This window comes from Pelagerythrobacter aerophilus, assembly GCF_003581645.1.
In the GTDB taxonomy this organism is placed as follows: Bacteria; Pseudomonadota; Alphaproteobacteria; order Sphingomonadales; family Sphingomonadaceae; genus Pelagerythrobacter; species Pelagerythrobacter aerophilus.
The window spans coordinates 58283-73494 of record NZ_QXFK01000014.1 but is presented as its reverse complement, the minus strand read 5'-3'; the positions used below and the strand labels follow the sequence as shown (position 1 = coordinate 73494).

At 65.4% G+C, this 15212-nt stretch carries 11 protein-coding genes; 6 read left to right on the top strand and 5 right to left on the bottom strand.

All coding sequences use genetic code 11. The annotated features are described in order from the left end of the window. Positions 1-21: 21 nt before the first annotated feature. A complete protein-coding gene (locus tag D2V04_RS04160) occupies positions 22-3267 on the bottom strand; it encodes an amidohydrolase family protein (protein WP_119512045.1) in 3246 nt (1081 codons plus the stop codon). Positions 3268-3473: 206 nt separating this feature from the next. Here D2V04_RS04160 and D2V04_RS04155 point away from each other — a divergent pair, with 206 nt between their 5' ends. Continuing rightward, positions 3474-4562, top strand: coding sequence for a PepSY-associated TM helix domain-containing protein (locus D2V04_RS04155; protein WP_119512044.1), 1089 nt, complete (start codon positions 3474-3476; stop codon positions 4560-4562). Here D2V04_RS04155 and D2V04_RS04150 read toward each other — a convergent pair. After that, a complete protein-coding gene (locus tag D2V04_RS04150; protein ID WP_182849653.1) occupies positions 4528-5244 on the bottom strand; it encodes a carbohydrate porin in 717 nt (238 codons plus the stop codon). The genes D2V04_RS04155 and D2V04_RS04150 overlap by 35 nt on opposite strands. Positions 5245-5389: 145 nt before the next feature. On the opposite strand from D2V04_RS04150, the gene D2V04_RS04145 reads away from it, so the two are divergent. Further along, the gene (locus tag D2V04_RS04145; protein WP_119512042.1) at positions 5390-6373 is read left to right on the top strand and encodes a LysR substrate-binding domain-containing protein; all 984 of its coding nucleotides are present in this window, start codon (positions 5390-5392) and stop codon (positions 6371-6373) included. Positions 6374-6377: 4 nt separating this feature from the next. Here D2V04_RS04145 and D2V04_RS04140 read toward each other — a convergent pair whose 3' ends face one another. Next, positions 6378-7463, bottom strand: coding sequence for a serine hydrolase domain-containing protein (locus D2V04_RS04140; RefSeq protein WP_228766258.1), 1086 nt, complete (start codon positions 7461-7463; stop codon positions 6378-6380). 298 nt (positions 7464-7761) lie between these two features. Between D2V04_RS04140 and D2V04_RS04135 the strand changes: the two genes are divergently transcribed. The 4 genes from D2V04_RS04135 (at position 7762) to D2V04_RS04120 (ending at position 12757) form a co-directional block, all read left to right on the top strand. Beyond that, complete coding sequence (locus D2V04_RS04135; protein ID WP_119512040.1) at positions 7762-8409, top strand: FMN-binding negative transcriptional regulator; 648 nt, start codon at positions 7762-7764, stop codon at positions 8407-8409. Positions 8410-8512: 103 nt separating this feature from the next. Next, positions 8513-9886, top strand: a complete 1374-nt coding sequence (locus tag D2V04_RS04130) for an aspartate aminotransferase family protein (protein ID WP_119512574.1) — start codon at positions 8513-8515, stop codon at positions 9884-9886. A 14-nt stretch (positions 9887-9900) separates the two neighbouring features. After that, complete coding sequence (locus D2V04_RS04125; RefSeq protein ID WP_407672039.1) at positions 9901-11367, top strand: NAD-dependent succinate-semialdehyde dehydrogenase; 1467 nt, start codon at positions 9901-9903, stop codon at positions 11365-11367. A 79-nt stretch (positions 11368-11446) separates the two neighbouring features. Next, positions 11447-12757, top strand: coding sequence for a putative porin (locus D2V04_RS04120; protein WP_182849652.1), 1311 nt, complete (start codon positions 11447-11449; stop codon positions 12755-12757). On the opposite strand, the gene D2V04_RS04115 is transcribed toward D2V04_RS04120, so the two are convergent. Both D2V04_RS04115 and D2V04_RS04110 read right to left on the bottom strand, forming a co-directional pair. Further along, entirely contained in the window at positions 12722-13951 is a 1230-nt protein-coding gene (locus D2V04_RS04115; protein WP_228766257.1) for a CaiB/BaiF CoA transferase family protein, read from the bottom strand. The genes D2V04_RS04120 and D2V04_RS04115 overlap by 36 nt on opposite strands. Then, complete coding sequence (locus tag D2V04_RS04110; protein ID WP_119512038.1) at positions 13944-15122, bottom strand: acyl-CoA dehydrogenase; 1179 nt, start codon at positions 15120-15122, stop codon at positions 13944-13946. The genes D2V04_RS04115 and D2V04_RS04110 overlap by 8 nt, the downstream gene beginning before the upstream one ends. Positions 15123-15212: the final 90 nt, after the last annotated feature.

The window sequence follows — 15212 nt, the reverse complement described above, 5'->3', positions numbered from 1 at the left end:
CCGGTCCGGCGAGGCCCATCGTCATTGATGCGCCCACGCCGGTTCCCAATCGATTCCGTTGAAGTCCCGCCCTGTTTCCCAGAAGAACGGCTCGCGCTCGCGCGGGTGGTTGCCGATCTCGTCCATCGTGACGGAGTCGTAGAGCCGCCCGTTCGCGAGCGTGTAGCGCACGCTGTTGGAGTTGCGGATGTCCTCGAGCGGGTTGCGGTCGAGCACCAGCAGGTCGGCCAGCTTGCCCGGTGCTACGGTGCCGATCTGACCATCGAGCCCCAGCGTCCTGGCGCCGTTGATCGTGGCGGTCCGCAGAACCCGGTGGTTCGACATGCCCCCTTCGGCAAGCAGCCACATCTCCCAGTGGAGCGCGAGGCCGGTGACCTGGCCGTGCGATCCGGCGTTGATCACCACGCCCGCATCATCGAGCGCCTTCATCGACCGTGCGGCGGCGCGGAAGCCGATGTCGTAGAGTTCGTCCGCCGCGTGGATGGTGGTCATGCCGCGCACGTGCGGCGGCGCGCCATAAGGGGCGCCGAGCGGGCTGTATCCACTTGTCGTCAACTGGACGAAACGGCGCGCCTTCGGATCCTCCCAAGCGCGGGTATGCTGGTAGAGATAGTTCTCTCCCATCAGCTCTCCGAACAGCACAATCAGCGTCGGAGTGTGCGCCACATCCGACGCCGCCATGAGCTGGACGACGTCGTCGTAGATGTTCTCCAGCGGCATGTTGTGCTGCAGGTTGGTATGACCGTCGAGGATCATAGTGACGTTGTTGTAGAAGTGGCTCTCCCCTTCCACGTCGACCATGATCCCGGCGTCGCGGCCGGCGTCGATGATCTGCTGGCGCTGGCGGCGCATCGGCTGGCGATAGCTCTTGACGATAGTGCCGCCGAGCGCCTGCTTGCGCGCCATCAGCGCATCGGCATCGGCCTGGCTTTCGATCGGGATGTAGACCTTGTCGACCTTGCCGGTCCGCCCGTAGACGACCATCCCGGAATCGATCGCGCGCGGACCGGTCATCATCCCGGCCATCGTCATTTCGCGAGTGGCGTACGTCGCCAGTTCCGAGGTGTAGGGATCGTAATTGGTGGTCACCCCATATGCGAGATCGGCATATTGGGTAGGCTGCTTCTCAGGCGTGAGGCCGGACGAACTGTAGTAGCAATTGTCCACATGGCCGTGCATGTCGACGAGGCCCGGCATCACGGTCTTGCCGCTGATGTCGATCACCTTGGCATCGGCCGGCACGTCGATCGCGGCGGCGGGCCCGACGGCCTGAATCCGGTTCCCGCGCACGACCACGGTGCCACGCTCGATCACCTCGTCGCCGCGCATGGTAATGATGCGCCCGTTGACGAACGCCAGGGCACCGCTCGGCACGTCCGCTTCGGCCGTCAGCTCGATCTTGGTGTGCACTACGGGCGAAACATCCGAAACCGCGCTTCGATAGACGGTGGGGCCGAGCGCCCAGAGCACTGCGCTCGAATCCGGCGCCCAGGTAAGCTCGTAACCGCCGAGATGCCCGAGAGGATTTGCGCCATCGGGAGTGATCTCGACCGGTTCGGCGCCTGGCGCGAAAGGCTCGAGGTAGTATTGCTGCTCATGACGGAAGGCGATCCACTTGAGATCGGGGCTGACTTTCAGCTCGTTTACGTCGGCATGCGATGCGCGCGCGTGGACGCGGTGGTCGGTTCCGTCGAGCCGCAGACTTTCCACTTGCGAGACCAGATCATGGCCGGCGTAGCCTTCGGTGCTGAACCAGATCCGCGTTCCATCGGGCGAGAACGCGGCTTCGAGGGCGGTCGGGCCGACATAATGGGACGGCCCTCCACTCACGTCGGTCCAATAGATGCCCGGACGTGCCCGGTGGCCACCGAGGCAACGATCGCCCTCTGCAATGATATAGAGGATGCGCTTGCCGTCGGGTGAGAACGCCGGGGCACGAAGGATTCCCGCGCTCTCCACAAGGGCTCGGACGTCTCCGCTGCTGTCCCGTACTTTGAGCGTACCGCCCCGGTCGTCCTTCCAGTCGACGAACGCTACCCGGGTACCATCCGGCGAATACGCGGGATCGAACTCCGGCAGATCGCCCGCCGTGAGGCGCGTCGGCGCACCGCCGGCCGGCTGGCTCCAGATCCTGCCGAGCGCATTGAAGCTCACGCGGTCGCTGCCGGGCGCCCAGGCAAGCTGGCGAATGATCCGCGCGCGGAATTCTTCCGGTGCGAGGTCCTGCGCCACCCGCGGGGGCTTGGCGAGGCGATGGGTGGCCGAGGCCGTGAACGGAATCTCTTCCGTTTCGCCAGTCTCGGTGTCGAGACGGAGGATCTTGCCGCCCGCCCAGATCGCGAGATAGCGGTTATCGGGAAACCAGTCGTACTGCGGATAATAGAGGCCCTGCCCCAGGAAATCCGCCTGATCGTCGCGATCGAGACCGGCGAATACCGGCCACTGCTCGCGCGTTTCCAGATCGTAGAGGAAGAGCACGGTGTCCGTCTTGACGCGCCTCAAGAAGGCGAGCTTGCGCCCGTCGGGCGAAACGACGGGGCTCGTAGCGCTGCCGAACCCCTTCACCACTTCCTCTACCGAACCGGTGCGAAGATCGCGGCGCTTGATCGCGTAGTTGATATGGTTCGCATCCACATAGACGACCGACGCTGTCGGGGCGGATACCTTCTCGGTGTAGTACAGCCAGCGGCCGTCGCGCCCGAAAGCCGGTTCGTGCACGTTCTCGCCGTTGGCGGGGGCAGCGACGAGTTGCTCATCGTCGCCCGTGGCGACGTCGTAAAGGCGAAGCTCCGACGCGTGTAGCTTGTCCGCGCTGTCGAACATCCGGGCGGCAGCGACGCTCTCGCCGTCCACGCTCCAGGCCGGACCGGTGACTGCGAGCGTCGTCTCGCGCGAGATCTGGCGGGCGTCGGCCCCATCCACGCGGGACGTCCAGATATTGTCCGCCCCGTCCTCGTCACTGAGGTACAGCAGCCGCTCGCCATCGGGGCTGAAACGGGGGCTGCGCTGCATCGCCGGACCGCCATGGACGAGCTGCGCCTCGCCGCCGGTCGCGGGCATGACGTAAATGTCGTTAAGGAGATCGAAGGCGATCGTCTTCCCGTCGGGACTGACGTCGACGCTCATCCAAGTGCCCTCGGAGACCGTGATATTCACGTCCCCGTAGGGCGGGCTCGCCGGCGACGACGGCTCGGCAGAAACGGGCGCACTGGACGCACAGGGGGCAAGCGCCAGGGCAAGTACCAGCCCCAACCAGGCAACTTTCATTCTTCCCCTCCCCACAAGCACCCCTTTGCCCTTTTCGATCAGCGGCCGCACAGGGAAATGCAACACAGGCGCTTCGGCACAGACAGGCGCGTTCGAAGCATCCCCTGTTGCGGCGAAGTCACCACCGCCACCCTCATTCGCATCTGGCGCGAGGCTGGCCGAAGCTCACTTTGTCCCCGTCCGAACCGAGGAGGGGATGAAGCACAATGGCGGCAGTCCGCACAAGCGCCCGGCGCGTGCACAAGTACCTGAGCCTCGCGGCCGCCGTCTTCTGGCTGCTTCAGGCTCTCAGTGGCATTGCGATTTCGTTTCGGGCGGAGCTGGACGATTGGTGGCTGAGCGGCGTCGCCACCGGAACCAGCGTCGAAGCGCTGGGCGAGAGGATCGAGACGGTTGAGCGCGGCGGACTGGACGTCAGCGGCATGTGGGCGACCGGAGGCATCCCGGGCCAATACGACATCTACGTCTCCGCCCCCGACGGCGATCGGACCATTCGCGTAGATGGCGGCGGCGAGGTGCTCCGCGACAGGCCGGATCGCGAGAAATTTTCCGACGGCGCCGTGTTCGAGACGCTGACGCTATTCCACAAGTCGCTCCTGCTCGGGAGCACGGGCACGGTACTGATCGGAATCAGCGGCCTGCTGCTCTTCAGCAACATCGTGCTGGGTCTCACCGCGGCCTGGCCTGCGAGAAACTTCCGGCGCGCGCTGACCACTCGGCCTAGGGGACCACGCTCAGCCCGTATCACGGGCTGGCATCGGTTGCTGGGTTTGTGGGTGGGCGCGCCCGCGGCGCTCATGGTCGCGGCGGGTATCCAGCTCGCCTTTCTGGACTCGATAGAAAGCGCTGTGGACGGTGGCCTGGCCGATCCGATAGCGGCCCCGCCTGGTCCAGTCGCCGTCGCTCCGGGCGAGGCGATGGCACGCGCCCTCGCCCGCTATCCGGGAGGAGAACTCACGGCGCTGTCGATGCCTGCGGAGGACGCGCCCTGGTACCGGATCAGGCTGCGCGCGGATGGCGAGATCCCCCGGCAGTTCGGGGCGACGACCGTATGGGTATCCTCCGTCGACGGCAGCATCCTCGGCGACCATGACGCGCGGTCGAGCAAGCCCGCGCGCCGGCTGATCGAATGGCTCTACCCGATTCACACGGGCCAGATCAGCGCCGTCCCCGGCCGATTGCTCAATCTCGCGGTCGGATGCTGGCTGGTGACGATGATCGTCCTTGGCGTATTGAGCTGGCAGAGGCGTGCCCGCCGCGTCAGCGAAAGCCGGCGCTCAGCCGCAGACCAATGACCAGCGCGTCGTCGAGGGCCGGATCCCAACCCGGATTGCGCACGTACTGAATATCCGGCTGAATGGTCACTGTCGGCGTCAGCGCATGAGCGTAGCTGAGTTCGAAGTTGGTCTCCACCCGCTGAGCCCCGTAGCCGCTGATCGCTGCGGCTTCGATCGCGGGATCGCCGAGGCGCGCATGGGCAATGGCGAAGCCGATGCCCCGGCCCTCGGTGCCGTAGCGAACTCCGCCGCCCAAGTAGGTCGCGACCGGGAGGACATCCTCATTGGCAACGCCAACCCGAACCCATGATTCGAGCTTTTCGCCGGTGTGCGTCGTTGCGAGCGTCGTTTCCATAGCAGCGTAAGCCCCACGACTGCGCCACCGATCGCCGGCCGCGTCAGCCGGGTGCAGGAGGTCAGGCGAAGCCGTGCTGTATGCCCAGAGGCCGGCGTAGGTCCGCACACTTCCGGACCGATGTTCGACCTCGGCAATCAGCAGCAATCCGTCCTCACCCGGGAAGGGCAAGACCGTCTTTTTCGGGTTCGCCGGATCGCCGGCGACCGCATTGAAGGCGCCCACCCTCGCGCCCCAACGTTCGGCTTCGAAGCCATAGACGACCGCGGTGGTCGTGGTCGGGAAGATGGAGGGACCGTTGGCTCCCGACTGCGACAGTTCGGGGCCGATGCCGTGCTGGACCATTGGTCTGCGCAGGCCGCCAGATGCCAAGGCTGGGAGGTGTGGTGCAGATGCAGCACCGCCACGCATTCGGGTTGCCCCTCTTGACCCGTCCGTCGCGGCACCGAATGATAGGCAATTCATTCTCGCGAGCGCACGAAGGATTTGAATGGCGGACAACCAGCCTCCGGCTCCACGATCCGATAACCCACCTTCGCGGAAGGCTCTGCCCCCGTTCGAGGCGCTGCGGGCCTTCGATGCCGTTGCGCGGCTGGGCGGCGTCAGACGGGCGGCGCAATGGCTGGACCGCGATCACGCCGTGATCAGCCGCCATCTCCGCGCGATCGAATCCTGGGCCGGCGTGCAACTGGTAGAGCGCACACCATACGGCATCGCGCTCACCGAACGGGGCCGCGACTATCACGGGCGGGTGTCGGCCGCGATGGATATGCTGGCGCACGCCACGCTTGATCTGATGAGCGAGGGCCACCACCGGCGGCTTCATATCTGGAGCACCTCGGGCTTCGCACTGCACTGGCTGTCGAGCCGCCTCGAACAGTTCGAGCGGCGCAACGACGCCGCCGACATCGTCCTCCGCCCGACCGACCACAGCCCGGATTTCGCCGCGCACGAGGCGGATATCGACGTCCGCTTCCACGCGACCTATGAACCGGAACCGGAACTGCTGCCGTTGCTCAGGCGCCAGATTCTGGTGGAGGCGCCGATCATTGCGGTGGCGAGTCCCGGCTATCTTGGCAGCACCCAGACTCCGAAGACGCCGGAAGACCTTCTTCAGCACCGGCTGCTTCACGAAGACAGCTTCCAGACCTGGGCCAAGTGGCTCGCTTCCTACGGCGTGGAGGACAGCTCCGGCCTCACCGGAGCGCGCCTGTGGGAAGGACATCTCACGCTCGACGCAGCGCGGCATGGGCGAGGCATCGCCCTAGCCAATCCAGTGACGGCCGGAGCCGATCTTCAATCAGGATCCCTGATCGACATAGGCAAGGACAATCTGCAGTTCGCGCCACGGCTCGGTCGCTATACGCTCTACGCGCGCCGCGATCGCTGGAACGATCCACTGCTCAGACGCTTCAGGCAATGGGTCACCTCCGCCCTGGCAGCCGATTACCCGGCGTTGAAATCCGCCGCCTGACCGGTCAGCGCAGCGCCTCGACAGCCGAATTGAAGAAGTGGTTGTCCAGTATGGCTTCGGCGAACTTAGGTTTGGACCGCGAGCTGAGCACCGTCAGCACCACCCGTTCGGCGGGATTGACGTAGATATACTGTCCGAAGATTCCGCGAGCGCTGAACGCGCCGTCCGCGAACGATCCTTTCGCATCGGGGACCGGCCACCACATGTAGCCGTAGTTCAGGGGCTCCCCGCCTGCTTCGCGCGGTGCGGTGGATTCCTCGATCCAGCCCGCGGGCAGTACCTGCTCGTCCCCGATCCGGCCGTCGTTCATCGCGAAGAGGCCGAGCCGCGCATAGTCGCGGAGCGTGGCGCAGATGCCGCTGCCGGCGACTTCGAGGCCGTCGGGCGCTTCGAGCCACCATTCGGCATCGGCATCCATGCCGAGCCGCGACCAGAATTTTTCCGAAAGGTAGTCCGCCAGCCAGCGCCCCGTCGCCGCCTTGACCAGCGCCCCTACGACGTGGGTTTCACCGGTGCTGTAGTTCCAGCGCGTGCCGGGCTCCGCGACGCGCGGGAGGCTCGCCATGTATTTCAGAATGGCGTCGGGCTGCTGTCCGACCTGCAGGGCCAGCATGTGGCGCCGGTGCGAGTTGGGGTCGGTATGGGTGTCGTCCCATTCGACGCCCGAGGTCATCTGCATCAGATGGCGGATCGAGACGCCGTCGTAACCGCTTCCCCGCAGCTCGGGCAGATAATCCGTCAGAGGATCGTCGACACTGCCGATGAATCCGTCGCGGATGGCGATGCCGATCAGAAGCGTGCTTACGGATTTCGCCATCGACATCGACATCCACCGGGTACCGGCGTCGATCCCGAGTTCGTAGCGTTCGTGAACGACCTTCCCGTCCTTGAGCATGAGCAGTCCGACGAGCCGGTTGCGCGAGACGTAGTCGTAGAGATCGAACTCCTGCTCGCCGGCCCTTACCGGAAAGTCCTCGACGACATCGACCTCCCGCGGCAAGTCCCGGACCGGACCGTCGCCGCGCGAAATGCGCCGGCAGGGAAAGACGCGGTGCGTGTTGCGGAACAGGTGCACCTGCTCATCAGGCATCAGCTTGCCGGCATAAGCCTGCTCAATCGAAGCCAGGGGCTGCCCACTTCCATCGGCACTCGTGATTACTTCCCCCAACGCTTCACACTCCCCGGCTTCATGATCCATGCGGTGATGTCTATCGGAGGACGCACCGATGATCCGGTGCGAAAGCCATCCTCGGCCGGTGAGGCCGGGTCACCACTACCGGCGCCGTATCCTCGGTGCCCCTTCCGCACCGGTGCGCGCACATTCGGCATCTGTCTGCGCCCGCCGCGGTGGACATGATGAAGGCAATTGATCGGGAGGGACCTGAATTATGAACGACGAACGCCGCCTCTACGCACCCAAGGCCTATGCCGCGGACGATCCGCGACAGATCGTGCGCGAGCATCCGTTCGCGCTTCTGATCACGACTGGCGAAACCGGTCCTTGGGCGACGTCCGTTCCGATCTATTTCGAGACCGACGATCCCGGGGAAATGCGGCTGATCGGACATATGGCCCGCAACAATCCGCACGCGCGGGCACTGCAAGCCGGCGATACCGCACTGGCGGTGTTTGCCGGGCCGCACGCCTATATCTCCGCGAGTTGGTACCACGAGCGCCCGACAGTGCCGACATGGAACTATGTCACCGCGCATGTCCGGGGGACTCTCGATCCGATCGATGACGACGACACCCAGTTGCGGTTGCTCGATCGCGTGACCGAGATGGTCGAGCAGGGGCACAGTTCCCCTTGGACGATGGCGCAAGCGCCCGAAGGTCGCGTCGATGCGCTCTTGCCCCACATCCGGTCGTTCCGCATCGCAATCGACCGTATCGAAGGGGTCACCAAACTGAGCCAGACCCACCCTGCCGGCGACCGCATGAGGGTAATCGACGCCCTCGAAGCCCGTGGCTGGTTCGGCGATCAGGCGATTGCGGCCCTCATGCGGGACAACGAGCGGGCAGCCGAGGAGAACTGATCCAGCGGTGCGCCCCGCGCACCGGCACTGGCGATTTAATCATCTGATGCCTCCCATCCGAGCGGCATACCCCGAACGGGAACCGAAGGAATGGGAGTTCGAGATGGAGCAGATTACCACCACCACCGCCGAATGGCAGGCGCTGGACCGTGAGCACCATCTGCATCCCTTCACCGATCCAAAAGTGCTTGGCGAACAAGGTGTTCGCGTCTTCACCCACGCCGACGGCTGCTACATCTGGGACAGCGACGGCAACAAGATACTCGACACGATGGCGGGCCTGTGGTGCGTGAATGTCGGCTATGGCCGCCAGGAGCTGGTCGACGCTGCATCGAAACAGATGGCGACGCTGCCCTACTACAACACGTTCTTCTCGAGCTCGACGCCGACCCAGATCCGGCTCGCCCGCCGCCTTTCGGAACTGACGCCGGCAGGGCTCGACTACTTCTTCTTCGCCAACTCGGGTTCTGAGGCGAACGACACGATCATCAGACTCGTGCGTCACTTCTGGGAAGTCCAGGGCCAGCCGAGCAAGAACGTCTTCATCGGCCGCACCCTCGGCTATCACGGCAGTACGCTGGCCGCCACGAGCCTCGGCGGCATGGCCCCGATGCATGCGATGGGCCAGTCGCTCCTGCCCGGCTTCGAACACATCATCGAACCGCACTGGTACCGGCACGGTCAGGGCAAGACGCCCGACGAATTCGGGCTCGAAGCGGCGCGCGCACTCGAGACCAAGATTCTGGAACTCGGCGCCGAGAACGTCGCGGCCTTCGTCGGGGAGCCCGTTCAGGGCGCAGGCGGCGTCATCGATCCGCCCTCCACCTACTGGCCCGAGATCCAGCGCATCTGCAAAAAATACGACGTCCTGCTGGTGGCGGACGAGGTGATCTGCGGGTTCGGCCGCACGGGCAACTGGTTCGGATCGGACACGTACGGGATCGAGCCCGACCTGATGCCGATGGCGAAGGGTCTTTCCTCCGGATACCTTCCGATTGCCGCGGTCGCCATGAACAAGCGCGTGAGCGACGCCATCAACGGCGGCGGCGTCATATCGCACGGCTACACGTATTCAGGACATCCGGTATCCTGCGCGGTCGCACTCGCCAATATCGACATCATCGAGCGCGAAGGTCTAATCGAGAAGGTGCGCGAGGAGACGGCGCCCTACTTCCGGGACTCGTTGCAGCAACTGGCGGATTCGCACCCGATCGTCGGAGAGCTGCGCGGCGTCAGCCTGATCGCGGGCCTCCAACTGGTGCGCGACAAGGTCAGCCGCGAGTTCTTCGCGCCCACCGAGCAGCCGGCGATCGAATGCCGGGAGCACTGCATCGGGGAGAACCTCATCCTCCGCGCCGTGGGCCACACGATGGTCGCCTGCCCGCCGCTCACGATCGGACACTCCGAGATCGACGAGATGATCGAGAAGACCAAGATCGGCCTCGACAAGACCGCCGCCGCCCACGGACTTTTGTAGCGGGGAGCTGGCCGATGAACGTGATGACGAACATGGACCGGGCAAAGGATACGGATCTCCTCGCCCGGATTGCTCCGGGGGACGGTATCGCCGCGCGTTTTCCGGTCAGCAATCCGGCTACCGGTGCGCATATTGCGGATGTGGCGGACATGGACGCCGACGATGCCGCCCGGGCTGTCAGCAGGGCCAAGGAGGCGCTTCCGGCCTGGGCAGCGAAGACCGCCAAGGAGCGCGCCGCTATCCTGCGCCGCTGGCACGACCTGATCCTCGACAATCAGGAGGCACTCGCCACGCTGCTGACGCGCGAGCAGGGCAAGCCTATCGCAGAGGCGATGGGCGAGATCGTCTATGGAGCGAGCTTCGTCGAGTGGTTCGCCGAAGAAGGCAAGCGCGCCTACGGCGACATCATCCCCTCAAATGCGCCGGGCCGCCGCCTGCTCGTGCTGCGCCAGCCCATCGGCGTCGTCGGGGCCATTACGCCGTGGAACTTTCCGGTCGGCATGGTGACCCGGAAGGTTGCGCCTGCCCTCGCCGCGGGCTGCACCATCGTTCTGAAGCCGGCCGAGGATACCCCTTTGAGCGCCCTGGCCCTGGCAGCGCTCGCGCGGGACGCCGGCTTTCCCGAGGGCGTTCTGGAAGTCGTTACCGCCGCCCGGGCGGAGCCCGTCGCTCGGGTGCTGACGGACAGTCCGGACGTCCGGAAGCTATCCTTCACGGGATCCACGCGCGTCGGCAAGCTGCTGATGGCGCAATGCGCGGACACGGTGAAGAAGCTCTCGCTCGAACTCGGCGGGAACGCCCCGTTCATCGTCTTCGACGATGCGGGCATCGACGCGGCAGTCGCAGGCGCGATCCAGTCGAAGTTCCGCAACGCCGGGCAGACCTGCGTCTGTGCCAATCGGCTGTTCGTTCAGGCCGGCATCGCCGAGGAGTTCGCCGCTCGCTTCGCCGCTGCAGTCGAAGCGCTGCCGGTGGGCGATGGAATGGCGGGCGGAAACGCGATCGGCCCGCTGATCAATTCGGCCGCCAGAGAGAAGGTGGACGGGCTGGTGCGCGATGCGCTGGCGAAAGGCGCGCATTGTGTGATCGGCGGCGGCGGACATGCGCTGGGTGGCAATTTCTACGCGCCGACGATCCTTGCTGGCGTCGATGCTTCGATGGAGATCGCAAGTGCGGAGATCTTCGGCCCGATCGCACCGATCATGCCGTTCAAGACGGAGGAACAGGTCATCGCACGGGCAAATGATACGCCCTACGGCCTCGCCGCCTACTTCTGGACTCGCGATCTCGGGCGCGCGTGGCGCGTGGCCGAGCAGCTCGAATACGGGATGATCGGCCTCAACGAAGGGATCATTTCGAGCGAAGCCGCACCGTTCGGCGGGGTCAAGGAATCGGGCATCGGCCGCGAAGGCTCGAAGTACGGTTTGGATGAGTTCCTCGAGCTCAAATACTTCACGATGGGCGGCCTCTCCGCACGGTAGCTCCCTGCCGCTCGCCCCCCGACGCCCTTCCGAGCCGCAGGCGCCGCCTGCAGGGCACGACAAACGAAAGGATGCAAGCATGCGACTGAAATTCGCCGCCGCTCTGCTCGCGACGACGTTCGTGACCGCTCCCGTCCTGGCGCAGAGCGAGACCGACAAGGACGCGCGCATAACGGAGCTGGAGGCCCGCCTGGAAGCACAGGACGCGCGCATTCGGCAGCTCGAGGAGCGGCTTCTGACGGCCATTGAAGGACGGCCGCTGGCCGAAGCCTCGGCCGTTCCCCAAAACGGCACCTCAGCGGTGCCGGCGGCAAGCGAGGTTTCCCAAACCCCTCCTGTTGCCGCCGCCACGCCGACAGCGCCCGCCCGATCTTCGGCGCTCAGCATCTCCGGCGACCTGCGCCTGCGTTACGAGCATAACGGGAGCGACAACGACGCTCCCGGCGATGGCCGCGGTGTTCTCCGCGCCCGCCTGCGCGCAGCGTACCAGGTCAACGACTGGCTCGAATTCGGCGGTCAACTCGTCACCGGCAGTCAGGACGATCCGAATACGACTGACGTTACGCTGGGGAATTTCGACGACGATCTCGAAGTCAGTCTGGATCAGGCTTACGCGCACATCACCCGCGGTGGTTTGGACATCTGGGGCGGCAAGATTCCCCAGGTGTTTCGCCGGACCGACCTTGTCTGGGACGGCGACGTAAGCCCGCAGGGCATCGCCGCGCGGTACCGCGTTCCCCTGTCGTCCGGCGTCTCGCTCGGCGCGGCCGGAATCTACTTCCCCATCGATCGCTCCGTCACCGGCCCCGACAGCACGATGACCGGCGGGCAGATTGAGCTTGCTGCCGGTGGCTCGATGTGGTCGGGGGCGCTTGCCGCCGCCTATTACGACTATCGTCTCGGTAGCATCGCCACGGCCGATGCAGGCGACTTCCGCGGCAACCTGCTGGGCCCGGACGGCCACTACCTGTCGGACTTCGACCTCATCGACGTGATCGCGGAGGTCAGCGTTCGGCCGTGGGGCGCGCGCTGGCCGATCGCTCTCACCGCGGACTACGTGAAGAATCTCGGCGCCGCGACCGCCGCCGGTAGCGGTTATAGCGTCGCCCTTGCCCTTGGCAGGTCGAGCGAGGCCGGCGACTGGCGGTTCGGCTACAGCTATTCCCAGGCCGAAGCCGACGCGGTCTTCGCCGCGTTCTCGCACGATAATATCAACCTCGCGACGAACTACCGGCTGCACTCGCTCACCGCGGACTATGCCTATCGCAAGGACCTGATCCTCAACGCGACGCTCTATCTCTACCAGCCCGACGACCCGCTCTACGCGGGCACCGAAGATCCGGACGACTGGCTCTCACGGCTGCGCCTGAACGCTCTCTTCACTTTCTGACGCGGGCCGGCTTCGCGCACCCCATCCGAGAGCACGGATAGTCGCGCCGTGCTCGTCCAGCACCGGCGGTCCGAGATCGTCGCGCGGCGGAGAATCTGAGAGGCGCACCGGACAGGCAACGCCGGGAACCGATCCGAGAGCGGCGTGCGGCATCTCCTTGCGGATTTCCCGAGCTTGCACGTGCGGATCGGCAAATACGTCGCCGACCGTATTGACGGGGCCAGCCGGAATACCTGCCGCACGCAGGGCCTCGATCCATTCGTCGGCGGTGCGATTCAGGAATTCCGCCTGAAGTGTGGGAATCAGGGTGTCGCGCCCGGCTACACGCCCAGCGTTCGTTGCATATGCAGGGTCACGGCCAAGGTCTTCACGCCCCAGGAGCGCACAAAGCTGCCGGAACTGCGTGTCGTTCCCCACCGCCAGCGCGATCGTCCGGGTCGAGGTTTCGAACGCCTGGTAGGGAACGATACTGGGGTGAGCGTTGCCGTGCCTCTGCGGATCTAGGCCTTGGGCGAGATAGGCTGCGACCTGATTGGCGAGTGCGGCCACTTGAACGTCGAGAAGCGAGGTCTCCACCCATTGCCCTCGCCCCGTGCTGGACCGTTGATGGAGCGCGGCCAGAATGCCGTTGCAGGCGTAGAGGCCGGTCAGGATGTCGGTCAGCGCCACGCCCGCCTTCATCGGCGGTCCGTCACGCTCCCCGGTGACGCTCATGAGACCGCCCATGGCCTGGATGATGAAGTCGTATCCGGGAAGGCTCGCGTAGGGCCCGTCCTGCCCGAACCCCGAGATCGAGCAATAGACGAGGCGCGGATTGCGTGCCGACAGCGCCGCGTAGTCGAGCCCGTATCGCGCCAGCGCGCCCACTTTGAAGTTCTCGACCAGCACGTCGGCCTCTTCGGCCAGAGAGGCAACGAAGGCCGCCCCCTCCGCATCGCTGATATCGACCGCGAGCGATCGCTTGCCGCGGTTGGCGCAGGTGAAGTACGCCGCTTCCCTGCTACCCTCCTCGCCGGAGAACCATGGCGGCCCCCATCCCCGGGTGTCGTCCCCGGTGCCGGGCCGCTCGATCTTGATCACGTCCGCGCCGAGGTCGGCCAGGAGCTGCGTGGCCCAGGGGCCGGCAAGGACGCGGCTGAGATCGAGGACGCGAACGCCCTCGAGCGCCCGTGCGGGTGCGATGTTCTCAGGCAAAGGCTGCAAGCCCCGTCTGCGCCCGGCCGAGGATCAGCGCGTGGATGTCGTGGGTTCCTTCGTAGGTATTGACCGCTTCCAGATTGCAAGCGTGGCGCATCACGTGAAACTCGTCCGAAATTCCGTTCCCGCCGTGGATATCGCGCGCTTCACGGGCAATGGCGAGCGCCTTCCCGCAACTGTTGCGCTTGACGATCGAGATGTTCGCGACCGGGCAGCGCCCCTCGTCCAGCAGGCGCCCCACTCGCAGGCAGGCCTGAAGGCCCAGCGTGATCTCCACCTGCATCTCCACCAGCTTGCGCTGGATGAGTTGGGTCGCTGCCAGGGGTTGGCCGAACTGCTTGCGGTCGAGCGCATACTGGCGCGCGGCGTGCCAGCAGAACTCCGCGGCGCCCAGCGCCCCCCACGAAATCCCGTAGCGCGCCTTGTTGAGGCAGCCGAACGGCCCGCCCAGCCCTTGCGCATTCGGGAGGAGTGCGGTCTCGGGAACGAAGACGTCGTCGAGGACGATTTCGCCGGTCACGGAAGCCCGCAACGCGAGCTTGCCCTCGATCTTTGGCGCGGAATAACCGTTGGCGCCCGCTTCGACGATAAAGCCGCGGATCACCCCGTCCAGCTTTGCCCATACCACCGCAATGTCGGCGATCGGGCTATTGGTGATCCACATCTTGCTGCCGTTGAGGCGATAGCCGCCGTCCGCCCGGTCCGCGCGCGTGCGCATGCCGTCCGGATCCGAGCCGTGATCGGGTTCGGTCAGGCCGAAGCAGCCAATCAGGCGCCCAGCTGCAAGCTCGGGCAGGTACCTGGAGCGCTGAGCGTCGTCTCCGTATGCGTAGATCGGATGCATGACGAGCGACGATTGGACGCTCATCGCGGAGCGATAGCCCGAGTCCACGCGCTCCACCTCGCGCGCGATAAGGCCGTAGGCCACATGCCCCGCCTCTGCGCCGCCATAGGCTTCGGGAAGCGTCGCACCGAGAAGGCCCAGGGCGCCCATTTCGGTCATGATCTCCCTGTCCAATTTCTCGTGCCGCGCGGCAAGCAGAACACGCGGCATCAGTGATGATTGGCAGTAATCACGCGCCGTGTCACGGATCAGACATTCCTCGCCAGTGATCTGCGATTCCAGATCGAATGGATCGTCCCACTGGAACGTCGCCAATTCCGCCATTCTCGTTACTCCTGCCATCTGAATCTTCCCTTGAGAAAGCCTGAGAGCATGCCGGAGCGAAACCGAAATCTTGCCATCATATCATGCGTA